Below are 22,136 nucleotides of genomic sequence, written 5' to 3' on the forward strand. Positions count from 1 at the left end.
AGAGGAGGTCCTGAGAATGTCCGATCCGGATTCTGTCGCGACGGTCGTCGGCGTGCGCTTCGAGCTGTTCGTGCGGGACGTGGCGACCACGGTCGCCTTCTATGAGGCGACGCTCGGGCTCACGCCTCCCGACGGGTGGTCGCCCGACGGCTACGTCCCGTTGCGTTCCGGGGTTGCGACGATTGGCGTGCAGAGCCCGGAGAACCTCCACGCCGGCCACCACTTCAGCCCCGAGCGACTGGCCGGGCCGCGCGGCGTCGGTGTCGAGATCGTTCTCGAGGTGGACGATGTCGAAGCGGTCTACGCGGCGGCCGGCTCCCACGCGGATGCGCTCGGCGGCGTGTGCGAGCCGCTCAAGGCGCGGCCGTGGGGCACGAGGGACTTCCGGCTCGTCGACCCCGACGGATACTACGTGCGCGTGACCTCCGTCCGGCAGCGATAGCCGTCGGCATCCGATCGGAGAGCGCCCTGGTCGGTTCGAGGCCGAGCCGGGACCTGTACTAAACTCTCTCCCGGTACCGTGTCCGAGCGGCCGAAGGTGCAACTCTCGAAAAGTTGTGTGGGTGAGAGCCCACCGTGGGTTCAAATCCCACCGGTACCGCCAATCAAGTCGTCGTGATCAGGGGTTTCCCTGAACTCCCTGTGAGCAGGGCACGGTCGGCGTGACGTATAGCGCGCACGACGACATCGTGCAGGTTGATCGCCGGGCCGGGTCCCGAGGTCACCGCGCGCTCGGTCTCGTCAGCGGTCACGACATCCCAGAGGGCGGGATCGAAAAGTGCCGTGACCGCGTCGGCAGTGACGGTGGCCGCCGCGAGCGGCTCCGATCGAAGTTCCGCGGCGTGGCTCAGGACACCCGTTGAGATGTCGACCGCGGTGACGTGCCAGCCGCGAGTGGCAAGCCAGATCGCCTCGGACCCATCCCGCATCCTGCCTCTAACGCCGTGCCGGGATCCTAGTGCGCATCGCCGGCATTCCCAGCGCGCTCCCAACCGCCACTGTTACCGTGGCGACGCAATTGATGGGCCACATCCTGTCTCCGCAATAATCATGCAAAAGACACCCCGCCACTCCCTACCGTTGCACGTTCGCGATGCGAGCGTGCGATTGCGTGCAACCTGGCGGGCCAGGAAGAAACTCGCCATCGGTGCGAGCGTCCTCGCCTTCGCCTTCCTCGCGATCACCGTCATCGCACCGCCTGGGCCCGCGACGGCCAAGGAGATACTCGCCGGATACAACGACCTCCACGCGCAGACCGTCACCGTTCCCCTGAATGTCGAGCCCGCATCCGTCGTTCGCGACGACTACTCGATCATGCCGGGCGTTCCCCAACTGGCGAAGCACGGCACGAACTACGACTGGGCGAAGATCGTGCTCCTCGAAGGCGGTTGGCCCGTGACGGAGAACAACGTCACCGTCATCACGCGCTGGATGCGCCAGGAGAACGGACCCAACAACTGGTGGAACCGCAACAACCCCCTGAACAACGGATGGGGTTCGGGCGGTGGCGGCGGAACCGGCAGCTATGTGAGCCTCATTTCCGCCGCGCAGAACGCCGCCGAGGCGCTGCACTCCCACCCCGGGTACGCCGCGATCATCGCCGCGTTCGCCGCCGACGCGCCCACGGAGGTCACGGAGCACGCCATCTGGGCCTCGCCGTGGGCATCCGGCCACTACGCGAACGGCGGACACTGGCACTACACGCCGGTCGCCGAGTTCACCGCCCCGGCCAGCGCCTGGGGCCTGTGACGCCCCGGGGACTGCAGCCGTCACCGAGGTTCAGGTCACGCGCGCGAGCGCGAAGCCGTCCCACCCCTTGATGCCCACGGTCTGGATCGCCGTCGCCTCCAGTCGTGGATCGGCCCCCACGGCGTCGAGGAACGCACGGGTCCCGGTCACGGAGTCGTCTGAGCCGTCCTCCTCGAGCACCCGCCCGCCGCGCACCACGTTGTCGCACAGGATGACGCTGCCCGGCCTCGTGAGTTTCAGCGCCCACTCCAGGTAAACCGCGTTGTTCGGCTTGTCCGCGTCGATGAAGACGAGGTCGAACGGATCGGCGCCCTCTCGCACCAGCTGCGCGAGTGAATCCGCGGCTTCAGCGACGCGAACCTCCACCCGCTCGGCGACGCCGGCGCGCGCCAGGTTGCTGCGCGCGACTTCTGCGTGCTTCGGCACGACCTCCAGGGTCACGAGCCGCCCGCCCTCCGGCAGTCCCCGCGCCATCCAGATCGTGCTGTACCCGCCGAGAGTGCCGATCTCCAGCACGCGTCGCGCGTTCATCAGCCGCACGAGCAGCATGAGGAACTTCCCCTGCGCGGGGGAGACGTCGATGGACGGCAGGCCCGCCTCGGCGTTCGCGTGGAGCGCGCCCGTGAGGGCGTCATCCGGAGTGACGAGCAGTCGCGTGAAGAAGTGGTCGACGTCCGTCCAGGGTTCCTCGTTCATCACTCCATTGTGCGCCCGGGCCATGGGAACATGCGAGGCCGGCCGCCGCTGGTATAGTTTTCAGGTTGGCTTCGGCCGGCAGGACTGCGCCCGTAGCTCAGCGGATAGAGCAATTGACTACGGATCAATAGGCCGGGGGTTCAAATCCCTCCGGGCGCACTTCACCAGGCACCCCGCGGGAATCACGACATCCTGCGCGTGAACTTTCGCTTGCGGCCGTAGAGGTATAACATCATACAGATCACGTCCCCAGAGTTGCGGAGTAAAGAGATGAGCACAGCGTCCTCGGTTGACAAGAGCGCGGTCGGCCTCGGCGAGCGCCAGTTCCACATCGGAATCGCGCCAGGTGAAGTGTCAACGGTCGCCCTGCTGCCAGGAGACCCGTTCCGAGTGCCGCTCGTCGCGGAGTTCCTCACCGACGTGAAGGAAGTCGCGCACAACCGCGAGCACAAGACCATGACGGGGATGTACAAGGGCCGGATGATCACGGCCACCTCCACGGGGATGGGCTGCCCGTCGACGGCCATCGCGGTGGAAGAACTCATCCGCGTCGGCGTCACCTCCTTCATCCGGGTGGGGTCGTCCGCCGGCCTGCAGGCTGGAGTGAAGCCCGGTGACCTTCTCGTCAGCGAAGGCGCCCTCCGGAACGATGGAACGACTGCCGCATACGCTCACCACGGCTTTCCCGCCGTCCCGGATCTTCGCATCACGCTGGAACTCGCCGAGGCCGCGCGTGAACTCACGGCGGGGACCACCGCCTCCGTGCACTCGGGCATCAACGCGAGCGATGACGCCTTCTATGCCGAGACACCGGAGTGGATCGCGGAGCTCAACCAGCTCGGCGTGCTCAACGTCGAGATGGAGAGCGCCGCACTCTATGTCGTGGCGCGACTGCGCGGCGTGCGTGCGGGGATGATCTGCTCCACCTCGAGCAACCTCTTCGACGGCACGAGCCTGTACGACGGTGTCGACACCGCACTCAAGGACGGCTGGATGCGGAGCATCGAAGCTGCCCTCGAGGTCGCGGTCCGTCTGGAACTCTGACGTGCTCGTCAACCTGCACAGCCATCTCGAGGGGCGAGTGCGCCCCGCGACGGCAGCAGAGTTGGCCATCGAGGCGGGAGTGGTCGAGCCCGCAGGCGGCTGGGCCGGATCCATCCACCTCGACGGGCCCGCCGACCTCACCACGTATCTTGCGAAGGTCGCATCGACTTACCCGTTCTTCCGCGTCCCGGATGCCGCACGCCGCATCGCGCGTGAGGCCGTCGAGGATGCGGCAGCAGCCGGGCAGGACTACCTCGAGCTCCGATTCGGCCCCGCCACGCACGCCGACAGTGAGAGCGGCATCCGCGACGTGATCGAAGCAGTCGTCGACGGCATGCGCCAGGGCTCGGCCTCGACCGGGATACCGAGTGGCGCGGTCGTGGCGATCCTGCGCCATCACGACCCCGCGGTCAATGAGTCGGTGGCCAGGGTGTCGGCGAGCCTTGCGGGCGAGGGCGTTGTCGGCTTCGACCTGGCCGGCGACGAACTGCTCTTTCCCGCGATCGCGCCGCACGTGCCCGCGTTCCGGATTGCTCGGGATGCCGGGCTCGGCATCACCTGCCACGCGGCGGAGGCCGCCCCCGGCACTGCCGCGCTCGAAGCGGTGACTCTTCTCGGCGCGACCCGGATCGGACACGGAGCGCACATTGCGGACGATCCGGACGCCCTCGCCTGGATCGCCGATCGCGGCGTCGTCGTCGAGGTCTGCCCCACTTCGAATTGGTACACGGGGGCGATCCCGACCATTGCAACCCATCCCGCCCCGATCTTCCGCGGCGCAGGAGTGCCGCTGGTGCTCGGCGACGACAACCCGGCCCAGACGGGCAGCGATCTCCCGGGGGAGCGGATCGTGCTGGTCGAATCCCTCGGGTTCTCCGCGGAAGATCTCCACGCACTCGACGTGACCAGCATCGCCGCCGCCTTCGTCGACGACCGCACCAGATCCGCACTGAGCCGACGCCTCAGTCCACAGCTCCTCGACCCTCTTGCACAACGAGTCGAAGAGGTATAACTTCATACAACCCTTGCAATGATCCACCACGAAGAACCGGAGACACCATGCAGAGACGCACTACAGTCACCACCCTGATCTCGGTGGGCGTCCTTGTCGCGCTCGCCGTGAGCGGTTGCGGCGCGGCGCCAGACAGTTCCCCCTCGACGTCCCCCGCAGCCAGCAACTTCCTGCCCTGTGCGGTATCCGACCTCACCGGGTTCAAGGACAAGGACTTCAACGAACTCACCTACAACGGTGTCAAAGCCGCCGCCGACAAGCTGGGGGTGAAAGTCGCCACCGCAGAGTCCTCCGCCGAGGACCAGTACGCCGGAAACATCTCTGCGCTCGTCAATGAGGGCTGCAACCTCATCGTCACCGTCGGATTCGCACTGGCGAGCGCGACGCGCGACTCGGCGAAACTCAACACCGACGTCGACTTCGCACTCATCGACAGCGCATTGAGCAACGACGATTTCAGCCCGCTCGTGCTGCCCAACGTGAAGCCGGTGCTGTTCGACACCGCCCAGGCCGCCGTTCTGGCCGGCTACCTCGCGGCGGGTGCCACGAAGACCGGTGTCGTCGGAACCTTCGGCGGTATGCCCTTCCCGTCTGTCACCGTCTTCATGGACGGATTCGCTGACGGAATCGCCCACTACAACGAGGTGCACGGTGCCACCGTGAAGCTCCTCGGCTGGGACAAGGCGAAGCAGGATGGGCTGTTCGTCGGCAGCTTCGACGACCAGAACCAGGCGAAGACGATCACGGAGAACATGCTCGACCAGGGCGCCGACATCGTCATGCCGGTGGCAGGAACCCTGTTCAAGGCGTCGATTCAGGCCATGATCGACCAGAAGATCGACGGCGCGGTCATCGGCGTGAACTCTGATGTCTATATCAGCGCACCGGAGTTCAAGTCCTACTACCTCACCTCGGTGATGAAGAACCTGACCACCGCCGCTGAGGAGGTCACCCTCGCCGCCGCGGACGGAAAGTTCGACAACACCGCGTACATCGGCACTCTCGCGAACAACGGCGTCGGCATCGCGCCGGCGCACGACTGGGAGTCCAAGCTCGACCCGGCACTGCTCGCCGAGGTCGACAAGCTGAAGGCGGACATCATCTCCGGCGCCTTCGTCGTGGATTCCCCGTCATCGCCCAAGGGTTGACAGGGAAGGAGGGGGATCGCACGCGCGACGTGGCGGTCCCCCTCCGCACCGACATCCGGGCATTCGGTCGACTGGTCGGATGGGAGTACTTTCCCGTCGCGTTCCTCGGTCGATTGCCGTTCGCGATGATGATCGTGGGGATCCTGACGATCGTCACCACGGTTCGAGGGTCGGTGGCCGAAGCCGGAATCGCCGCAGCATGCGCGGGGCTCGGAACATCCGTTCTGGGGCCCACGATCGGCGCCATGGCCGATCGGTACGGTGAGCGACTCATCCTCATCGTCGTCTGCGGTCTGAGCATCATCTCGACGGTCGGTCTTCTCGCCGTCGTCCTCGCGGGAACGCCGTTCGCCGTCGTCGCGCTGGTCGCGGCCCTGGCCGGAGGCCTGACCCCTCAGGTCGCGCCGTTCTCCCGATCCCGCCTCGTGAAATTCGCCGGCATCCCGAGCGCGCCCGCCCGGCGACAGCGCGCCCTGTCCGCCGTGATGAGCTACGAGTCCGCCATGGATGAGGCATCGTTCGTGGCCGGTCCCGTGCTCGTCGGCATCCTCACCTCGTTCATCGCCCCCTGGGCGCCGCTGGCCCTCGGTTCCTTGCTGACGGCAGGAATCGTCGTGTGGTTCGCGCTGCATCCGAGCGTCAACCAGACCCACCGGCGCCACGAGGGGGCGGACCCGAAGTCGGGGCCGGTCTTCACCGTGAGGGTCCTGGTGCTGGCGGCCGCCATGCTGGCGGTGGGCGGCGTGTTCGGGTCCATCCTCACCGGCCTCACCGAATTCCTGCGCGCGATGGGTCACGCCGAGCAGACCGGAATCGTCTACGGCGCCATGAGCGGCGGGGCCATCGTCATCGCGATCGCCGTCGCAGCCCTTCCTCGCACGTTCGGGTTGAGCGCGCGCTGGATCACGTTCGCCGCACTCGGTGGAATCGGTGCCGTCCTGCTGGCCGTGGCCCTGAACCTGTCGACAGTCGTCGTCGCTCTCGTGCTGAGCGGATGCGGTGTGGGGGCCGTCCTCGTCGCGCTGTTCAGCCTCGGGGCGGACGAGGCGCCGAACGGACGATCCACAACTGTCCTCACCACCCTGCAGAGTGCCCTGGTCGTCGGGCAGGCGGCCGCGGCGGCAGTCGGCGGCTACGTGGCCCAGCAGGGTGGAGCATCCAGCACGTTCTGGATCACCGCGTCGTTGTCAGCCGTGCTCGTCGTGCTGGCGCTCGTCCATCGGCGACTGCACCGTCGCGATCGGGCGCGGGTGGCATCCGCTCCCTAGGCGGGTTTCCACTGCGTGATGGCCAGATGACCGAACGCCGGCGCGAGAGCACTCTTCGAGATGTACGCCGCGACACTGTTCAATCGGGCGGTCTGCGTGAGCACGAGAAGGGGGTCGCTGGACTTCACGTCGAGGTGGCCGGCTCTCGTCGGTCCGGCGATCGTCGCCGCCACGTCGCAGCTCTCGTCCGTGAACACCGGGCCAAGCCGCTGGGTGATGAAGTTCAGCAGTGTCGTCGCCGTATCGGCTGACTCTGGAAGGCAGGATGCCACCTCGGGGCTGAGCGCGGAGAGGTAGTGCTCATCCGGAACGTACTCCTGGACGAGCGCCATCCGCGCACCGTCCCTCGCGACCACCGACTCGCGGAACCAGAAGCTGGCGTCCACCGCCAGACCGAGATGCTCCGAGACGAAGTCGGTGACCGGCTGCCTGGTGAACTCCAGGACCTCGACAGCGATCGAGCGGCCGTGCCCGGAGAGCAGCTGTTCCAGGGACTGGAACTCTCCCAGCGTCTGGGCCGGTAGCGAGTTCGCGACGAAACGACCGACTCCGCGCTTCGTGGTGATGAGGCCGTCCTCCTCGAGGAGCATGAGCGCCTCACGCACCACGGTGCGACTGACGCCCAGGGAGTTTCCGAGTTCGATCTCGCGCGGAAGGAGCACGCCGGCCGGCAGAATCCCGTCACGGATGCCACCGGAGATCCTCGAATAGACCGCGACGCGCAATGGCTGGCCCGGTGAGGTCAGAAGCGGCTCTTCCAGGAAGTTCACGAGGCCGCTCACGGACCGGTCACCTGCGGAGCGAATCTCATGGGTTGAGCCTACTTGCTGAACCGTCCCGCGCCACGGCAGGACAAACTGAGTATCGTCTCGGCCGGCTTCGGCCCGGTGAGCGGCCTCGCGTGCGAGCTACCTCCTGCTGCCGGCGAACATCGGCCACATCGCCACGACCCCGCCCGCGGTGTCACCGGCGTGGCCGATGTGGCCCAGGTGCCAGTTGTCCTCGATCGTGGTCAACAGCGAATAGTGGTTGTAGGGGGTGTGGTCCACGATGTGGTGCGGGCCGGAACCCGTCACCACGATCGCCGGGATCAACCCGCCACCGTAGGTGCCACCGGTCCACGCCGGGCTGATGCGGGCATCCGCTGCCCCGACATACGGCGAGTCGCAGCATCCGGACGTGCTCTCCCAACCACCGTTGGTGGTATCGCCGGTGTAGTCGTTCTCGTCCGTGACGATGACGATCGCCGAGTGCTTCGTCCACGCATTCGAATCCATGATGGTGTCGACGGCCGTGTGCACGAACGCATCCGCCTTCTGCTTCAACGCGGCATCGTTGGCATCGTCCCTGACGCTGCCGTACGGGCACGGCGTCTCCGCGTAGCCCTCGATCGTGTCGTAGACGCCGCCGTGCATGTCATTGCACTGGTTCGGCGTGATCCAGACGAATTGCGGGGCATGCTGTCCATTGAGGTCCGCCGCCAGTTGCGAATAGTCCTTGACGTTCGCCATCCGCGCCGGGTTGTTCTTGATGTCGTCGAACAGCACGAACGGGTTGTGCTTCTTCGCATACAGCGACGCCGTCGCACCATTGGGCAGCACCGGGCCCGACCGGTCCAATTTGTTGGCCGGCAGCGTCTGCATGTATGCGCCCCAACTGATGTGGTGCGCCTCGAGCTGATCGACAAGGTTCACACGGTCGAGATTGACGACATTCTGGTCATTGTCATCCTGAATGCCGTAGTTGTCGCCCGCGATCGACGCGATGTAGTTCGGCATCGAGGGATGTGTCACGCCGTAGTAGTGGTCCGCCATCGAATAGGTGTTCGCGAGACTCGTGATGTACGGCGCGTTCACGTCGCCGATCACGCTCGACTGGGAGTGGTTCTCCAGCATGATCACGTAGATGTGGTCGAATCCACTCGACGAGGAATGCCAGGACTGGTTGCCGGGCGCGTGGTACGTGTCGGCAGCGACCGCGGAGGCGGCCGTCAACGCGATGGTGGCTGCGACGGCCAAAGCGCCGGCCGTGAGGCGGGATCGGAGTTGCATAGGGGGTAGTCCTTCCTTGTGAACCTGTTGCCTGTCTGGCAGGGCGGGAAGGTCGCCATCACGACATACACGGGGCGGCCTCGCGCCGTGTCACAGAACAAACCTTGACCCATTGCCACGCGATGTCAAGGTGTTCTACCCCCGAACTCGCTGTCAGATCGGATGTCGGATGATGGACCACAGCATCGGTCAGCGGTACTCCTGCCACACGGTGACCGGATACCCCGCCTCGGGGAGGATCGTGATGCGTCGCGCACCGTCCGGCTCGGTCACGATCTCCGGCTGCACCGTGAACCGTGAGCGCGCCCTGGCCGCCGCGAGAGCCTCGACGCTGCTGCCGCTCTCCGCGAGCCTGGCGAGGTTCATCATGGTGGGGAAGATGATGGGGCGCTCACCGGACTGGGCGAGTGCGAGCGCGACGGCGGGCGGCATCCACTCGGCGACGAGCGTCTCAGCGCCATCCGGGACGGCGACCGTGTCGGGCGACACTGCGGCGAGGAAGAAGTGGGTGTCGAATCGGCGCGCCTCGGCGATCGGGGTGATCCAATGCCCGAAGTGCGTGAGAGCGTCGAGCCGGATGCGCGCGCCGGCCGCCGTGACCGCGTCGCGGAATTCCCGGCCGTCGCGAACTGGCGCAGGGCCATCCGCGAGCAGGATGCCGGTCTCCTCCCAGACCTCCCGGACGGCTCCGATGCGCAGTGCACGCTCGTCGTCCGCGAGCTCATCGAAACCGGATGCCGACTCCCGCCAGGCCGGATCGTGGTCCCCCGGGTCGATCGCCCCGCCCGGAAACACGAGCGCTGAAGCGAATGCACCGCGAGCCGCCCGGGTCACCAGCAGCACCTCGAACGGGTCATCGCGCAACAGCAGTACCGTCGCCGAGCTGCGGGGGACGGGGTCCGCCGAATCCTCAGTCGTCACAGTCGCCATGATACGAGAGCGGCAAGGCACGGTTCGGCATCGCCTGCCTGTGCCCTCTGGTCAGGCCATGGCGCATCCGTTAGTCTCCCAGCATGCAGCAGGTCGCAGAATGCGTCATCCCGCCGCGCTCGAAGACGCTCGCCGAACCGCCGATCGTCGCGCGCATTCGGGAGTGCGTGATCGGCGACGACCGCCTCATGGACGGCCCGTACGGCCAGAAGCCCGTCACCTACGCCGACTACACCGCGAGCGGTCGCTCGCTCAGCTTCCTCGAGGACTTCCTCCGCGACGAGGTGCTCCCGCGCTACGCGAACACGCACACCGAGTCGAGCGGCACCGGCCTCCAGACCACCCGGCTGCGTGAGGATGCGAGGGACACCATCCGCCGGGCCGTGAACGGCGACGACGACACCATGGTGATCTTCACCGGGAGCGGATCCACGGGCGCCATCGACAAGCTCGTCGGCATCCTCGGCCTCCGCCTTCCGCGCGAGCTCGACGAGAAGTACGGCATCGACGCGCTCATTCCCAAGGACCAGCGCCCCGTCGTCTTCATCGGTCCGTACGAGCATCACAGCAACGAACTGCCCTGGCGTGAATCGATCGCGGATGTCGTGACCATTCACGAGGACGCCGACGGCCACATCGACCAGGCTCAGCTCGCCGACGAGCTGCGGATGTACGCGGGCCGGCCGCTCAAGATCGGATCGTTCAGCGCGGCGAGCAACGTCACGGGCATCCTGAGCGACACGCACGCGATCACCAGGCTCCTGCACGAACACGGCGCCCTCGCGCTCTGGGACTTCGCCGCGGCCGCGCCCTACATCGACATCGAGGTCGACCGGCGTACGGCCGACGGGAGCGTCGGCGATCCGCTCGAGCGCAAGGACGCCATCTTCCTCTCTCCGCACAAGTTCATCGGCGGTCCGGGGACGCCGGGCGTGCTCATCGTCGACCGGGCACTGCTGCGCAACACCGTCCCGGTCGTCGTCGGCGGAGGCACGGTCAGCTACGTCAACGAGAACACGCACCGCTACCTCAGCAACCCCGAGCACAGGGAGGAGGCGGGGACGCCCGCGATCATCGAGTCGATTCGCGCCGGACTCGTCTTCCAGCTCAAAGAGGCCGTGGGCGTCGAGACCATCGTCGCGCTCGAACACGACTTCCTGCGCCGCGCGATCACCGCGTGGAACGCGCATCCGTCGATCGAGGTGCTCGGCAACCCGGAGGCGGAGCGACTCTCGATCGTGTCGTTCGTCGTTCGTCGGCCGAGCGGACGATACCTGCACCACAACGCGGTCGTCGCGATGCTGAACGACGTGTTCGGCATCCAGAGCAGAGGCGGATGCTCATGCGCCGGGCCGTACGGTCACCGGCTTCTCGGCATCGACGAGCAGCGCTCGAGCGAGTTCGACGAGCAGATCCAGGGCGGATGCGAGGGCATCAAGCCTGGCTGGGTGCGGGTCAACTTCAACTACTTCCTGAGCGAGGAGGTCTTCCGCTACATCGTTCAGGCCGTCACCATGATCGCCGAACACGGCGCGAAGCTGCTGCCCGACTACCGGTTCGACGCGGCATCCGGTCTCTGGAGGCACAGGGCTGGACCGGTCGAGCCACCCCTGCGCCTCGCCCAGCTGACCTACGATGCGAATGGCCGACTCGGGTTTCCCCGACACGACGACCGTGCTCCGGCATCCGTCTATGCCGATTCTCTCGAGGCCGCGCGACGGCTCTTCGCGGATGCCCCGGATGCGCGGCCGGGCACGCCGAGCGTTGCTGAGGAGCTCGGCGACAAGTTCGAGCATCTGCGCTGGTTCGACCTCCCTGTGGAGTGCCTCGCCTGACGCCCTCGCGGGTAGAATCGGCACATCATGTCGTCTCCCATCGCCGTCTCCGCCGCCGTCGCGGATGCTCTCGCCCATCACCGCCCGATCGTCGCTCTCGAGTCGACGATCATCTCGCACGGGCTTCCACGTCCGCGCAACTTCGAGGCGGCGAAGGAGTTCGAGCAGATCCTTCTGGATGCCGGTGTGACACCGGCGACCGTCGCGGTTCTCGACGGTGTTCCGCACGTCGGGCTCGATGAGGAGGGCGTTCGTCGGATCGCGGATGAGGACATGGCGAAGGCGAGCGTTCGCGACCTTCCGATCCTCGCCGCGGCGAAGAGATCCGGTGCGACGACGGTTGCCGCCACCGCCCATCTCGCGGCGAAGGCCGGTGTCCGGGTCTTCGCGACCGGAGGGCTGGGCGGGGTCCATCGCGGCGCTTCCGCGAGCTTCGACGAATCGGCTGACCTCTCCACCCTCTCCGTGACCCCGATCACCGTGGTGTCGGCCGGCGTGAAGTCGGTGCTCGACATCTCGGCGACGCTCGAACGACTCGAGACGCTCAGCGTTCCGGTGGTCGGGTACCGCACCTCGATCTTCCCGAGCTTCTGGCTCACCGAATCCGCCTTCGAGCTGGACTGGTCTGTACAGGACGCCCACGAGATCGCCCGGATGATGAAGAGCCAGGACGAGTTGGGTCACGGCCAGGGCATCGTCGTCGCGAACCCCATTCCGCGCGACCAGCAGTGGGACCCGGCAGAACACGACCGAGTGCTCACGGAGGCGCTCGCGGCTGCGGATGCCGAGGGCATCCACGGCAAGGCCGTCACGCCGTTCCTGCTCAGCTACATCGTCGACGCATCCGGAGGGCGAAGCCTCGAGGTGAACCTCGACCTCGCGCGCAACAACGTGCGACTCGCTGCCGAGATCGCCGCGGCGTGGTCGGTACTGACGGCGTGAGCGGTCGAGTCGTGGTCTTCGGCGATGTCATCGACGACATCGTGGTGGTGCCATCCGGTCCGATTCGCGCCGACACGGACACTCCGAGTTCGATCCGTCATCGCGCCGGCGGCTCGGCCGCGAACGTCGCATCGTGGCTCGGCGACCAGGGGGCGGCCGTGGACTTCGTCGGCAGGGTCGCCACCGAGGACGTCACCCGGCACGACGTGATCCTCTCGGGTTTCGGCGTCACCCCTCACCTCGTGGCGGATGACGAGAACCCGACCGGTGCGATCGTCGTCCTCGTCGACGGCAACCAGCGCAGCATGCTCACCGAGCGGGGGGCGAATGCGTTCCTCACCGCGGATGCCGTGACGGACGCGCTCCTGGACGCCGCTGCGATCGTGCACTTCACCGGGTACAGCATCTACCACTCCCAGGACCACGCGCCACTGCGTCGCCTGTTCGAGCGGGCGGCATCGCGCAATGTCGTCGTGTCGGTCGATCCGGCATCCGCCGGGGATCTCGACGACTTCGGTGTCGACAGGTTCCTCGACCTCATCGACGGCGCGGGGATGCTCTTCCCGAACCTCGATGAGGGCAAGGCCCTCACAGGGCTCGACGACCCGTACCGGATCGCGGAGGTCCTCGGGGAGCGGTTTCCGCTCGTCGCGCTCACGCTGGGCGTCGGTGGGGTGGTCATCGCCGAGCGTGGCAAAGACCTCGTGTTCGTTCCGGCGGTCGAGTCCGCCGTCGTCGACCCGACCGGTGCCGGAGACTCGTTCACCGCGGGCTTTCTCGCGGCCTGGATGTCCGGCGCGGGTGCCGAAGCCGCGGCCAGCGCGGCTGTGGCCGTCGCCGCCCGCGCTGTCACCTCGGTCGGTGGGCGGCCGAGCCCGGCGAGAGCCTGAGCGCGGCGAGAGCCTGAGCGCCGTCAGGGCCCGGGCGCGATCAGTCGCCGCCGGTGCGCAGCTTGTCGCACAGTCTGGCGAGCTGGGCGAGTTCGTGCGCGGTCAGTGAGGTGCCGACGCGGCGATCGATCGACTCCATGTGTCGCACGGCCGCCCGCCGGAATGCGGCGAAGCCGGCATCCGTGAGCTCGACGATGACGCCGCGGCCGTCATCCGGATCGGGGTGCTTGGCAACGAGCGAGCGCGCGGCGAGGCGATCGATGAGTCGACTCACGCTGGGTTGGGAGATAAGGGTGCTGACGGCGAGTTCCCGGATGCGCAGGCTGCGCCCGGGAGCCCGGGACAGCGTGAAGAGCACGTCGTAGTCGCCCAGCGAGATTTCGCCGTCGGGGAACTCGGCGGCGAGCCGGCGCATGACAGACACCTGGGCGCGGAACAGTGCTTCCCACGCGGTCACGGCGAGCGTGGAATCATTCATCGCTGGCCTCCCTCTGGGCTCAACTCTACAAAGCCCTGCAAGGGTGCGTGCTGAAGGTCGACGTCAAGGGTGGCGCGAATCGGGCGGCAGTGTGATCCGGACAGACTGAGAGCCCGTCGCAGAGGCTAGCGACGGGCTCTCTTCCCTTGCACCAAGAGTGTCCTGCAATCACATTCCGCAGTAGCTGCCACAGCAAACAACTTCTGCACTTGAACCATATAACAGTTCGGTAACGGCCGTCTAGTTATACTTCCGTTATTTTCTTGCGAGTTTGCCCGAAACACGCACTCAATCGTCCCAGCCACGCTCATACCGCCCGCACGCGGGTTGTGCGGGGCGCAGGTCCTGGGCGCCGTTCTCCCAACTCAGGCCCGGCGCTCGCCGATCACGACAACCGAATTGAAGTGCTCGGATCGAGCGACGTACGGCGCGAGACTCGCACGGGCGAAGATCATGGATGCGGCATCCGCCTGCTCATCGGCCACCTCCACGAAGAGCATGCCACCGGTCGCCAGCCACAGGTGGGCCTCTCCCGCGACGCGGCGGAGGACATCGAGCCCGTCGACACCACCGTCAAGGGTTACTCCCGGCTCATAATCGCGGGCCTCAGGCGGCAGGAGCGCGATGGCTTCCGTCGGCACATACGGAACATTGGCGGTGAGGATGTCAACGTGTCCGCGCAGGGTGTCCGGAAGCGGATCGAAGAGATCGCCCTCGAAGACCCTGCCACCGGAGAGCTCGAAGTTGCGGCGGGCGTTGCGGACCGCGGCTGGCTCGATGTCTGAAGCGTAGAGCTCCGCTCCGTCGATGGCCGAACTGATGGCGATGCCGATCGCACCGCAACCGCAGCACAGGTCGAGGACGACGGAGCCGGAGCGCGCCCGCGCGATGGCCTCCCGCACGAGGAATTCGGTGCGGAGGCGGGGGACGAAGACGCCGGGATCGATGCCGATCCGCATGCCGAAGAACTCGACCCAGCCGAGGAGGTATTCGAGTGGCTGGCCCTCGGCGCGCTGCCTGACGAGATCGTCGAGCTCCGAGGTCGATGCCGCGGCCTCGATGAGAAGGCGGGCCTCATCCTCGGCGAACACGCAACCGGCGGCGCGCAGCGTGGCGACCACGGCATCCGTCTCGGCGGCGGAGAGGGCAACGGGCATTGCATCCCTTTCGTCACCCCACAGTAGCGGCCTCGAGCGGCGGAACGCGGGCGCATCCGGGCGGATGTCGTCGACGGTGCCGTGCCGAGCGGGCGCCGCTCAGAAGTCGGGAGAGGGGGTCGTCGCGTGCCGCACCGAGACATCCGCGTGGGGATCGAAACGATAGCCGACGCCACGCACCGTGCGGATGATGTCCTCGTATCCGTCGAGCTTCGACCGCAGCCTCCGGACGTGCACGTCGATCGTCCGTTCGTTCGGTGCGTCGACGTCGTCGGCTCCCCACAGACCGGCGATGAGTTCCGCCCGAGCGATCGTGCGGCCCACGCGCGTGACGAGGTACTGCAGGAGCCCGAACTCCTTGTAGGTGAGGGGTGCCGTGCTGTCGTCGATCGTGACGCGCTTGCGCGACAGGTCGACGACGACGCCCTCGGCCTTCTGCTCCGGCGACTGCTGGTCCTGGCGATGCCGGGCGAGCGCCGATGGGTCCTGGAGGGCAAGCCGAACGACGTCGAGGTCACGGCCGCCGGAATCGCGCGGGGCGAGCGCGACGGCCGCGTAGGTCTCCGCCGCCGGGGCGAGGTCGGTGGTCAGCTTGCGCAGCGCTGCCACCAGTGCGCCGAGGTCGGTACCGGATGCCGAGGCCTTCGCCTCGTCGATGCCGACGTAGAGCACGAAACCTCTGGCCTCAGGGCCGTCAGGGATGGCGCGGATGCGCGGCGAAGGCGCCGGATCCGGTGGGGGCGCAGTACGGAGAGCGCGCTGCTGGTCGGAGAAGTGGGGACGGTCAAGGTCGAGAGTTGCGAGCGACATGGTGTCGAATCCTCAGGGAACGGGTGAAGGCCCTCTGATGAGAAGGATGCGCCTTCGGTAACTGCAGTGCGTGACGGATGCGCGATCGCGATGATGATCGGCATCCGGGAACCGCGAAGCCGGACGGCAAGCGGTTCGGCGGAGAGTCGGCCGATTAGCCCTGCATTCGACAGCAGGTGACAGCGAAGCGCGGCATCGTCATGCCGGCAGTCCCACGAGCTCCAGGGGAGGTCACGGAAAGCGCGTTCACAGTCATGACGCAACTATCCTGCACGGACGCAACTTTTGTCAAACCGAGTCGCGCGAGCGACGGAATGCTCAGCCGACCGTGCCGTACAGCCGGTCGCCGGCGTCGCCGAGACCGGGGACGATGTATCCCACGTCGTTGAGCTTCTCGTCGAGCGCACCGAGCACGATCGTGACCTCGCGGCCCGCCGTCGCCTTCTCGATCGCAGCGAGCCCCTCCGGCGCGCCGAGAAGGCACACGGCCGTCACGTCGACCGCACCGCGATCGAACAGGTAGTTGATGGCCGCGAGCAGAGATCCGCCGGTCGCGAGCATGGGATCGAGCACGAAGCACTGGCGGTTGGAGAGGTCATCCGGCAGCCGCTCGGCATAGATCGCCGGTTGCAGCGTCTCCTCGTTGCGCACCATGCCGAGAAAGCCGACCTCCGCGGTCGGGACGAGCTTGACCATGCCCTCCAGCATCCCGAGCCCCGCGCGCAGGATGGGGACGACGAGCGGCCGCGGCTTGCTGATGGCGAGGCCGGATGCCTCCGAGACCGGCGTGCGCACGGTCACCTTCTCCACCCGGACGTTGCGGGTCGCCTCGTAGGCGAGCAGGGTGACGAGCTCCTCCGTGAGTGCACGGAACATCGGGGAGGGGGTCCTCTCGTCCCTGAGTACCGTGATCTTGTGGGTGATGAGCGGGTGGTCGGCAACGTGGACTCGCATAGGCTCAATCTACTTGACGGCGGAGGTGGTGACGGTGGCGGATTTCGATTCCTGGATGTCGGAGGCGCTCGCCGAGGCGCGTGCGTGCAGTGCGAGCGGCGATGTGCCGGTGGGGGCTGTCGTCGTCGACGCCGCAGGCACCGTTATCGGACGCGGCCGTAACGAACGCGAACTCACGAAGGACCCCACGGCGCACGCTGAGGTCCTCGCCATCCGCGCAGCAGCCGAATCCCTAGGCTCCTGGATGCTCGTGGGAACGACACTCGTCGTGACGCTCGAGCCGTGCGTCATGTGCGCCGGCGCCATCCTGGCCTCCCGCGTCCCGACCGTCGTGTTCGCGGCGTGGGATGAGAAGGCCGGAGCGGCAGGCAGCGTGCACGATCTCCTCAGGGACCGCCGCCTTCCGCACACCGTGGAGGTGCATCCCGGCATTCGCGAGGCCGAGAGCGCCGGGCTGCTCAGGGAGTTCTTCTCGGGGCGCCGCTAGCGGTCGAGGCCGTCGAGATACTCGCTGAACATGGCCCGGGAGGCGACCTGCATGGCCGGCTGGTGCTCGCGGCCGAGCGACCGCCATTCGTCGGCGTCGACGCCCTCCTCGGCGAAGAGTTCGTCGGAGTTCAGCGTCCACACCTCATGCATCTCGTCGGTCACCTCCGGGTGGAACTGCACCGCGAGCGCGAAGTCTCCGATCGCGAACGCCTCGTTGGGGTATGCGGACGAACTGCCCAGCAGCGTCGCATCCTCCGGAAGCGTGTAGTGATCGCCGTGCCATTCGAGCATCCCGACCCCCGCAACGTGACGCACCGGTGATGCGAGGCCGGCCTCGGTGAGGCGGATGTCCTGATACCCGAGGTCCGGTTTCTCGCCCTTGTAGTTGCGGCCGCCGAGCGAGCCGGCCATGAGCTGCGCTCCCAGGCACACCCCGAAGATCGGGCGGTGGACATCGATGCGCGCCCGGATGTAGCGGAGCTCGTCGAGCAGGAACGGGTGCGCATCGGTCTCATAGGCGCCGACCTCGCCGCCCAGCACGATGACGAGGTCGCCGTCCTCCGGGTCGAGCTCCGCCACCTCGCCATGGGCAGCGTCGATCATCCGGATGTCGTACCCGTACTCCCGCAGCACCGGCTGGAGGTTTCCGAGCGTGATGTGGTCATCGTGCTGGAGGACGACAGCGCGACGCGGAGGCCGACCGTCGCCGCCGACTGTCGCGCTCAATCCGACGCCTTGATGACGATCGAGTCGGTGGGCGGGTTGCCCTTGCGCGGCGAGTGGTAGATGTCCGGCTCGATGAAGATGACCCGCGCGATGGGAACGGCGGAGCGCACCCTGGACTCGAGCGAGTTGATGGCGCTGGCGACATCCTGGAGTTTCGACCTGGGTGCGAAGGCGACCTTCGCGGCGACGAGCAGTTCCTCCGGGCCGAGGTAGAGGGTCTTCATGTGGATGAGCGTCTCGACGGCAGGCTCCTCATTGATGGCGTTGCGGATGGCGGTCACGTCGGCAGGGTTGGCACCCTCCCCGACGAGCAGGCTCTTCGTCTCGATTCCGAGGACGACGGCGACGAGAACCAGGAGCGTCCCGATCGCGAGCGTCCCGATCGCATCCCACAGGCTGTTTCCGGTGATGACGGTGAGGCCGACGCCGAGGAATGCGAAGACGAGCCCGGTGAGTGCGGCGACATCCTCGAGGAGGACGACCGGCAGTTCCGGGGCCTTGGCATGCCGCACGAACTGCACCCACGACTGCTTGCCGCGGATGTGGTTGGACTCGCGCACCGCCGTGCGCAGCGAGAACGACTCGAGCCCGATCGCCACGACGAGTACCAGGATCGGGAGCCACGCGTTCTCGAGCGTGTGCGGGTGCGTGAGCTTGTCGATGCCCTCATAGATCGAGAACACGCCGCCGATGGAGAACAGGATGATGGCGACGACGAAGGCGTAGACGTAGCGCTCTCGGCCGTATCCGAACGGGTGCTCCTGGTCCGGCTTGCGTTTCGCCTGTTGCGATCCGAGCAGGAGCAGGCCCTGGTTGCCGGTGTCGGCGACCGAGTGCACGGCTTCCGCGAGCATCGAGGCGGAGCCCGAGACCGCCCAGGCGATGAATTTGGTGATGGCGATTCCGAGGTTCGCGAGCAGGGCCGCGATGATCGCCTTCCTGCCGCCACCCGTGCTCATCGTTCTCCTCGTTTCGTGTCCACGACTCAATCCTAGGATGGTCGCATGGTGACACTTCCAGCTGTGGCGATCCTCGGTGCCGGTTCGATGGGCGGGGCGATCCTCTCCGGGCTCGTCGCGCCGGGTGTCTCGGTCGACGGCGGCGTGCGGGTCACGAACCGCACGGAGTCGAAGGCGGCGGCCATCCGGTCGGATGCCGTGGCCAGTTTCTCGACGGAATCGGACCCTCGCGCGAACCTCGCCGCCGTCACGGGCGCGAAGATCGTGATCGCTGCCGTGAAGCCCCCGATGATCCCCGACCTGCTGCGCGAGGTGGGTGCCGCTCTCGACCCGGATGCCATGGTCGTGAGTGTTGCCGCCGGTGTGACGACCAGGACGATGGAGGCACTCCTCCCGCGGAGTGTCGGGGTTCTGCGGGCGATGCCCAACACTCCGGCGACGGTCGGTATGGGAGTGACCGGACTGAGCGCCGGCAGCCGTTCGACGCCGGAGCAGCTCGCACTCGCGACGACCCTGTTCGAGACCGTCGGCACGGTCGTCGTCGTGCCGGAGGACCGGATCGACGCCCTCAGCGCCATCTCCGGATCCGGCCCCGCGTATGTCTTCCACCTCATCGAACAGTGGACGAGCACCGCCGTGTCGATGGGGTTCAGTGCGCAGGATGCCGCGACGCTCGTCGAGACGACGTTCCGCGGCGCGAGCGAACTGCTCGCGGCATCCGGGAGCACACCGGAGGAACTGCGCAGGCGGGTGACGAGCCCGAACGGGACGACCGAGCGGGCGATCGCCGTGCTCGAGGATGCCGACCTGAAGGAGATCTTCGACCGCGCGGCGGCCGCGGCGCTCGCTCGCTCGCGCGAGCTCGCAGCGGGCGGCCGTGACTAGCTCTGCAGCGCGGAGAACCTCTCGATCGCGCTGGACTTGCCGCTCACGATGATGAGGTCGTGATTGGAGATCACGGTCTCCGCCGTCGCGTAGGTGAACTCCGCGCCGGGCGACTTGACCCCGACGACGGTCACTCCGAACTTCTTGCGGATGTCCGTGTCCGACAGCGGGACGCCACGGATCGACTTCGGCGGATACATTTTCACCATCGCGAAGTCGTCGTCGAACTCGATGAAGTCGAGCATGCGCCCCGACACCAGGTGCGCGACGCGCTCGCCGGCCTCCGCCTCCGGGTAGATGACGTGGTTCGCTCCGATGCGGGCGAGGATCTTTCCGTGCGACTGGCTGATCGCCTTCGCCCAGATCTGCGGGATCTTCAGGTCGACGAGGTTGGCGGTGATGAGCACGCTCGCCTCGATCGAGGATCCGACGGCGACGACGGCGACGGAGAAGTCCTCCGCGCCGATCTGGCGGAGTGCCTCGATGCTGCGGGCATCCGCCTGGACGGCGTGTGTGACGCGTTCGGCCCACTTCTGGACGAGCGCCTGACTCTCGTCCACGGCGAGCACTTCCCGGCCCAGCCGATCCAGTTGTCCTGCGGCACCGGCGCCGAAGCGCCCGAGACCGATGACCAGTACGGGCGCGTTGTGGGCAATCTTCTCAACCAACGATCGGCCTCTCCTCGGACAGTGTGAACAACTGCCGGCGCTGGCTGGCGGCCACCGCTGCGGCAAGGGTCACTGTACCAACCCGTCCTGCCCACATGGTGGCCGCGAGGATGTACTTTCCGGCATCCGGCATCTCTGCGGTGGCTCCCGTGCTCAGCCCGCAGGTTCCGAACGCGGAGATGACGTCGAAAAGTACCCGGTTGAGCGGTTGGTGCGACACCGTGAGCAGGGCGATGGTCGAAACGGCGACGATCGTCGCCCCCCAGAGCACGACGCTCACCGAGATTCGCAGGACATCCGGCGGAATACGACGACCGAAGACCTGGATGTCGTTGTCGCCCTTCGCCTCGGCGAGGGCGGCGAGGAACAGTACGGCGAGGGTCGTCACCTTGATGCCGCCTGCTGTCGAGGCGGAGCCACCGCCGACGAACATGAGCATGTCCATGACGAGAAGGCTCGAATCGTGCATCTGCCCGACGTCCACGGTCGAGAAGCCGCCGGACCTGGTCATGAGCGACAGGAACGTCGCCGTCATCGGCCGCACGACGGGGTCCTGCGCGCCGAGGGTCTTCGAGTTGTTCCATTCGAGTGCATAGATCGCGATCGCCCCGGCGACGATGAGGATGGCCGAGGTCGTCAGGGTCAGCTTCACGTGGATCGACATCCGGTGCCGGCCGCGCCAGCCCCTAGTGAGCGCGAAGATCACCGGGAATCCGAGGCTTCCGATGACGACGCCGAGGCCGATCACGCTGAGCATCCACGGGTCGGCGGCATAGGGCGCCATGCCCTCCACGCGCGGCACGAATCCCGTGTTGGTGAACGCGGACGTCGCGAAGTAGAAGCTCTGCCACACCGATGTCCAGGCGTCTTCTCCGCCCAGCAGCAGGCGCGGAACGAAGAGGAAGGTGAGGACCGCCTCGATCGAGAGGACGCTGATGGCGACGGTGGCCAGCAGGCCGCCGATCTCTCCCAGGCGGATGGCCTGCCCTTCCGCCACCGGACCGGCGTGGATGCGCAGCGGGTTGCTGTCGCTCGCGGCCAGCAGCTTGGCCTTGAGGCCCAGTCGGCGCGACACGATGAGACCCAGGATGCTCGCGAGGGTCAGCACGCCGATGCCGCCGACCTCCAGCCCGATCAGGATCGCCACGTTCCCGAATGTGGACCAGTGACTCGCCATGTCCACGGTCGCGAGGCCGGTGACGCAGATCGCGGACATGGCCGTGAAGAAGGCATCCGCCAGCGGGGTGACCGAGCGGTCGGTCGTCGCGATCGGCAGGGAGAGCACCGCGGTGAGGATGATCACGAGACCCGTGAAGATGATCAGCGCGAAGCGGGCAGGCGACGACCACGCGAAGAAGTCGGTGAAGTCGCGGATGCGCGCGAACGCGGAATTGTGGCCTGCGACCCTCGCACGCATCCTCGTCCCCCCTTGTGGATGGACCCGC

The 22,136-nt window shown here is 67.1% G+C and carries 24 protein-coding genes and 2 tRNA genes; 13 read left to right on the forward strand and 13 right to left on the reverse strand.

The features are described from left to right. Positions 1 to 16 precede the first annotated feature (16 nt). Both BKA04_RS08015 and BKA04_RS08020 read left to right on the forward strand, forming a co-directional pair. Positions 17 to 442, forward strand: coding sequence for a VOC family protein (locus tag BKA04_RS08015; RefSeq protein WP_104095953.1), 426 nt, complete (start codon positions 17 to 19; stop codon positions 440 to 442). A gap of 72 nt (positions 443 to 514) precedes the next feature. After that, a tRNA-Ser gene (locus BKA04_RS08020) sits at positions 515 to 604 on the forward strand. Position 605: 1 nt separating this feature from the next. Here the strand turns inward: BKA04_RS08020 and BKA04_RS11915 are convergent. Next, on the reverse strand, positions 606 to 929 hold the full coding sequence (locus BKA04_RS11915; RefSeq protein WP_198413309.1) for a methyltransferase domain-containing protein: 324 nt from the start codon (positions 927 to 929) through the stop codon (positions 606 to 608). A gap of 172 nt (positions 930 to 1,101) precedes the next feature. Between BKA04_RS11915 and BKA04_RS08035 the strand changes: the two genes are divergently transcribed. After that, positions 1,102 to 1,749, forward strand: a complete 648-nt coding sequence (locus BKA04_RS08035) for a hypothetical protein (RefSeq protein ID WP_134542268.1) — start codon at positions 1,102 to 1,104, stop codon at positions 1,747 to 1,749. A 30-nt stretch (positions 1,750 to 1,779) separates the two neighbouring features. On the opposite strand, the gene BKA04_RS08040 is transcribed toward BKA04_RS08035, so the two are convergent. Then, on the reverse strand, positions 1,780 to 2,445 hold the full coding sequence (locus BKA04_RS08040; protein ID WP_104095955.1) for an O-methyltransferase: 666 nt from the start codon (positions 2,443 to 2,445) through the stop codon (positions 1,780 to 1,782). Positions 2,446 to 2,531: 86 nt separating this feature from the next. On the opposite strand from BKA04_RS08040, the gene BKA04_RS08045 reads away from it, so the two are divergent. The 5 genes from BKA04_RS08045 to BKA04_RS08065 all read left to right on the forward strand — a co-directional run bounded on the left by BKA04_RS08045 (position 2,532) and on the right by BKA04_RS08065 (position 6,917). After that, positions 2,532 to 2,604 (forward strand) — tRNA-Arg (locus BKA04_RS08045). Between the two features lie 111 nt (positions 2,605 to 2,715). Further along, positions 2,716 to 3,489 carry a nucleoside phosphorylase gene (locus BKA04_RS08050; RefSeq protein ID WP_104095956.1) on the forward strand — a complete coding sequence of 258 codons (774 nt, stop codon included), beginning with the start codon at positions 2,716 to 2,718 and terminating at the stop codon, positions 3,487 to 3,489. A 1-nt stretch (position 3,490) separates the two neighbouring features. Continuing rightward, entirely contained in the window at positions 3,491 to 4,501 is a 1,011-nt protein-coding gene (gene add / locus BKA04_RS08055) for an adenosine deaminase (protein WP_167309702.1), read from the forward strand. Positions 4,502 to 4,548: 47 nt separating this feature from the next. Next, positions 4,549 to 5,649: a BMP family lipoprotein gene (locus BKA04_RS08060; RefSeq protein ID WP_104095958.1), complete on the forward strand. Its 1,101-nt coding sequence runs from the start codon at positions 4,549 to 4,551 to the stop codon at positions 5,647 to 5,649. A gap of 29 nt (positions 5,650 to 5,678) precedes the next feature. Further along, positions 5,679 to 6,917, forward strand: coding sequence for an MFS transporter (locus BKA04_RS08065; protein ID WP_104095959.1), 1,239 nt, complete (start codon positions 5,679 to 5,681; stop codon positions 6,915 to 6,917). On the opposite strand, the gene BKA04_RS08070 is transcribed toward BKA04_RS08065, so the two are convergent. From BKA04_RS08070 to BKA04_RS08080, 3 genes are all read right to left on the reverse strand, one after another. After that, complete coding sequence (locus BKA04_RS08070) at positions 6,914 to 7,699, reverse strand: GntR family transcriptional regulator (RefSeq protein WP_104095960.1); 786 nt, start codon at positions 7,697 to 7,699, stop codon at positions 6,914 to 6,916. The genes BKA04_RS08065 and BKA04_RS08070 overlap by 4 nt on opposite strands. A 126-nt stretch (positions 7,700 to 7,825) precedes the next feature. Further along, positions 7,826 to 8,968 carry an alkaline phosphatase family protein gene (locus BKA04_RS08075; protein WP_104095961.1) on the reverse strand — a complete coding sequence of 381 codons (1,143 nt, stop codon included), beginning with the start codon at positions 8,966 to 8,968 and terminating at the stop codon, positions 7,826 to 7,828. A gap of 189 nt (positions 8,969 to 9,157) precedes the next feature. Then, entirely contained in the window at positions 9,158 to 9,889 is a 732-nt protein-coding gene (locus tag BKA04_RS08080; RefSeq protein ID WP_198413310.1) for an NUDIX hydrolase, read from the reverse strand. Between the two features lie 92 nt (positions 9,890 to 9,981). Between BKA04_RS08080 and BKA04_RS08085 the strand changes: the two genes are divergently transcribed. Genes BKA04_RS08085 through BKA04_RS08095 form a run of 3 tightly spaced genes read left to right on the forward strand, consistent with a single transcriptional unit; the run spans position 9,982 to position 13,565 of the window. After that, a complete protein-coding gene (locus tag BKA04_RS08085) occupies positions 9,982 to 11,733 on the forward strand; it encodes an aminotransferase class V-fold PLP-dependent enzyme (RefSeq protein ID WP_104095963.1) in 1,752 nt (583 codons plus the stop codon). A 27-nt stretch (positions 11,734 to 11,760) separates the two neighbouring features. Next, on the forward strand, positions 11,761 to 12,675 hold the full coding sequence (locus BKA04_RS08090) for a pseudouridine-5'-phosphate glycosidase (protein ID WP_104095964.1): 915 nt from the start codon (positions 11,761 to 11,763) through the stop codon (positions 12,673 to 12,675). After that, positions 12,672 to 13,565, forward strand: a complete 894-nt coding sequence (locus BKA04_RS08095) for a carbohydrate kinase family protein (RefSeq protein WP_167309703.1) — start codon at positions 12,672 to 12,674, stop codon at positions 13,563 to 13,565. Before BKA04_RS08090 ends, BKA04_RS08095 begins: the two co-directional genes overlap by 4 nt. Before the next feature lie 40 nt (positions 13,566 to 13,605). Here BKA04_RS08095 and BKA04_RS08100 read toward each other — a convergent pair whose 3' ends face one another. The 4 genes from BKA04_RS08100 to upp form a co-directional block, all read right to left on the reverse strand. Further along, a complete protein-coding gene (locus BKA04_RS08100; RefSeq protein WP_104095966.1) occupies positions 13,606 to 14,043 on the reverse strand; it encodes a MarR family winged helix-turn-helix transcriptional regulator in 438 nt (145 codons plus the stop codon). A gap of 365 nt (positions 14,044 to 14,408) precedes the next feature. Then, positions 14,409 to 15,200 carry a putative protein N(5)-glutamine methyltransferase gene (locus BKA04_RS08105; RefSeq protein ID WP_104095967.1) on the reverse strand — a complete coding sequence of 264 codons (792 nt, stop codon included), beginning with the start codon at positions 15,198 to 15,200 and terminating at the stop codon, positions 14,409 to 14,411. Positions 15,201 to 15,299: 99 nt separating this feature from the next. Further along, on the reverse strand, positions 15,300 to 16,010 hold the full coding sequence (locus BKA04_RS08110; protein ID WP_104095968.1) for a winged helix-turn-helix domain-containing protein: 711 nt from the start codon (positions 16,008 to 16,010) through the stop codon (positions 15,300 to 15,302). Positions 16,011 to 16,328: 318 nt separating this feature from the next. Beyond that, on the reverse strand, positions 16,329 to 16,964 hold the full coding sequence (gene upp, locus BKA04_RS08115) for a uracil phosphoribosyltransferase (RefSeq protein ID WP_104095969.1): 636 nt from the start codon (positions 16,962 to 16,964) through the stop codon (positions 16,329 to 16,331). 55 nt (positions 16,965 to 17,019) lie between these two features. Here upp and BKA04_RS08120 point away from each other — a divergent pair, with 55 nt between their 5' ends. Further along, a complete protein-coding gene (locus tag BKA04_RS08120; protein ID WP_104096694.1) occupies positions 17,020 to 17,451 on the forward strand; it encodes a nucleoside deaminase in 432 nt (143 codons plus the stop codon). On the opposite strand, the gene BKA04_RS08125 is transcribed toward BKA04_RS08120, so the two are convergent. Next, the gene (locus tag BKA04_RS08125) at positions 17,448 to 18,179 is read right to left on the reverse strand and encodes a glutamine amidotransferase-related protein (protein WP_232842004.1); all 732 of its coding nucleotides are present in this window, start codon (positions 18,177 to 18,179) and stop codon (positions 17,448 to 17,450) included. The two genes, BKA04_RS08120 and BKA04_RS08125, sit on opposite strands and share 4 nt — an antisense overlap. Then, positions 18,176 to 19,138, reverse strand: coding sequence for a cation diffusion facilitator family transporter (locus BKA04_RS08130; RefSeq protein WP_104095970.1), 963 nt, complete (start codon positions 19,136 to 19,138; stop codon positions 18,176 to 18,178). The genes BKA04_RS08125 and BKA04_RS08130 overlap by 4 nt, the downstream gene beginning before the upstream one ends. Before the next feature lie 45 nt (positions 19,139 to 19,183). On the opposite strand from BKA04_RS08130, the gene proC reads away from it, so the two are divergent. Beyond that, positions 19,184 to 20,023, forward strand: coding sequence for a pyrroline-5-carboxylate reductase (gene proC / locus BKA04_RS08135; RefSeq protein WP_104095971.1), 840 nt, complete (start codon positions 19,184 to 19,186; stop codon positions 20,021 to 20,023). Here the strand turns inward: proC and BKA04_RS08140 are convergent. Both BKA04_RS08140 and BKA04_RS08145 read right to left on the reverse strand, forming a co-directional pair. Then, the gene (locus tag BKA04_RS08140; RefSeq protein ID WP_104095972.1) at positions 20,020 to 20,691 is read right to left on the reverse strand and encodes a potassium channel family protein; all 672 of its coding nucleotides are present in this window, start codon (positions 20,689 to 20,691) and stop codon (positions 20,020 to 20,022) included. The two genes, proC and BKA04_RS08140, sit on opposite strands and share 4 nt — an antisense overlap. Next, on the reverse strand, positions 20,684 to 22,108 hold the full coding sequence (locus tag BKA04_RS08145; RefSeq protein ID WP_104095973.1) for a TrkH family potassium uptake protein: 1,425 nt from the start codon (positions 22,106 to 22,108) through the stop codon (positions 20,684 to 20,686). Before BKA04_RS08145 ends, BKA04_RS08140 begins: the two co-directional genes overlap by 8 nt. Between the last annotated feature and the right edge of the window lie 28 nt (positions 22,109 to 22,136).

It is taken from the genome of Terrimesophilobacter mesophilus (assembly GCF_014200375.1).
In the GTDB taxonomy this organism is placed as follows: domain Bacteria; phylum Actinomycetota; class Actinomycetes; order Actinomycetales; family Microbacteriaceae; genus Terrimesophilobacter; species Terrimesophilobacter mesophilus.

What these genes read in the sequence shown, in the direction of transcription:
- BKA04_RS08015 (WP_104095953.1), top strand. Translation starts at nt 17, where the DNA reads ATGTCCGATCCGGATTCTGTCGCGACGGTCGTCGGCGTGCGCTTCGAG.
- BKA04_RS11915 (WP_198413309.1), bottom strand. Translation starts at nt 929, where the DNA reads ATGCGGGATGGGTCCGAGGCGATCTGGCTTGCCACTCGCGGCTGGCAC.
- BKA04_RS08040 (WP_104095955.1), bottom strand. Translation starts at nt 2,445, where the DNA reads ATGAACGAGGAACCCTGGACGGACGTCGACCACTTCTTCACGCGACTG.
- BKA04_RS08050 (WP_104095956.1), top strand. Translation starts at nt 2,716, where the DNA reads ATGAGCACAGCGTCCTCGGTTGACAAGAGCGCGGTCGGCCTCGGCGAG.
- BKA04_RS08060 (WP_104095958.1), top strand. Translation starts at nt 4,549, where the DNA reads ATGCAGAGACGCACTACAGTCACCACCCTGATCTCGGTGGGCGTCCTT.
- BKA04_RS08075 (WP_104095961.1), bottom strand. Translation starts at nt 8,968, where the DNA reads ATGCAACTCCGATCCCGCCTCACGGCCGGCGCTTTGGCCGTCGCAGCC.
- BKA04_RS08085 (WP_104095963.1), top strand. Translation starts at nt 9,982, where the DNA reads ATGCAGCAGGTCGCAGAATGCGTCATCCCGCCGCGCTCGAAGACGCTC.
- BKA04_RS08090 (WP_104095964.1), top strand. Translation starts at nt 11,761, where the DNA reads ATGTCGTCTCCCATCGCCGTCTCCGCCGCCGTCGCGGATGCTCTCGCC.
- BKA04_RS08100 (WP_104095966.1), bottom strand. Translation starts at nt 14,043, where the DNA reads ATGAATGATTCCACGCTCGCCGTGACCGCGTGGGAAGCACTGTTCCGC.
- BKA04_RS08105 (WP_104095967.1), bottom strand. Translation starts at nt 15,200, where the DNA reads ATGCCCGTTGCCCTCTCCGCCGCCGAGACGGATGCCGTGGTCGCCACG.
- BKA04_RS08110 (WP_104095968.1), bottom strand. Translation starts at nt 16,010, where the DNA reads ATGTCGCTCGCAACTCTCGACCTTGACCGTCCCCACTTCTCCGACCAG.
- upp (WP_104095969.1), bottom strand. Translation starts at nt 16,964, where the DNA reads ATGCGAGTCCACGTTGCCGACCACCCGCTCATCACCCACAAGATCACG.
- BKA04_RS08120 (WP_104096694.1), top strand. Translation starts at nt 17,020, where the DNA reads ATGTCGGAGGCGCTCGCCGAGGCGCGTGCGTGCAGTGCGAGCGGCGAT.
- BKA04_RS08130 (WP_104095970.1), bottom strand. Translation starts at nt 19,138, where the DNA reads ATGAGCACGGGTGGCGGCAGGAAGGCGATCATCGCGGCCCTGCTCGCG.
- proC (WP_104095971.1), top strand. Translation starts at nt 19,184, where the DNA reads ATGGTGACACTTCCAGCTGTGGCGATCCTCGGTGCCGGTTCGATGGGC.
- BKA04_RS08145 (WP_104095973.1), bottom strand. Translation starts at nt 22,108, where the DNA reads ATGCGTGCGAGGGTCGCAGGCCACAATTCCGCGTTCGCGCGCATCCGC.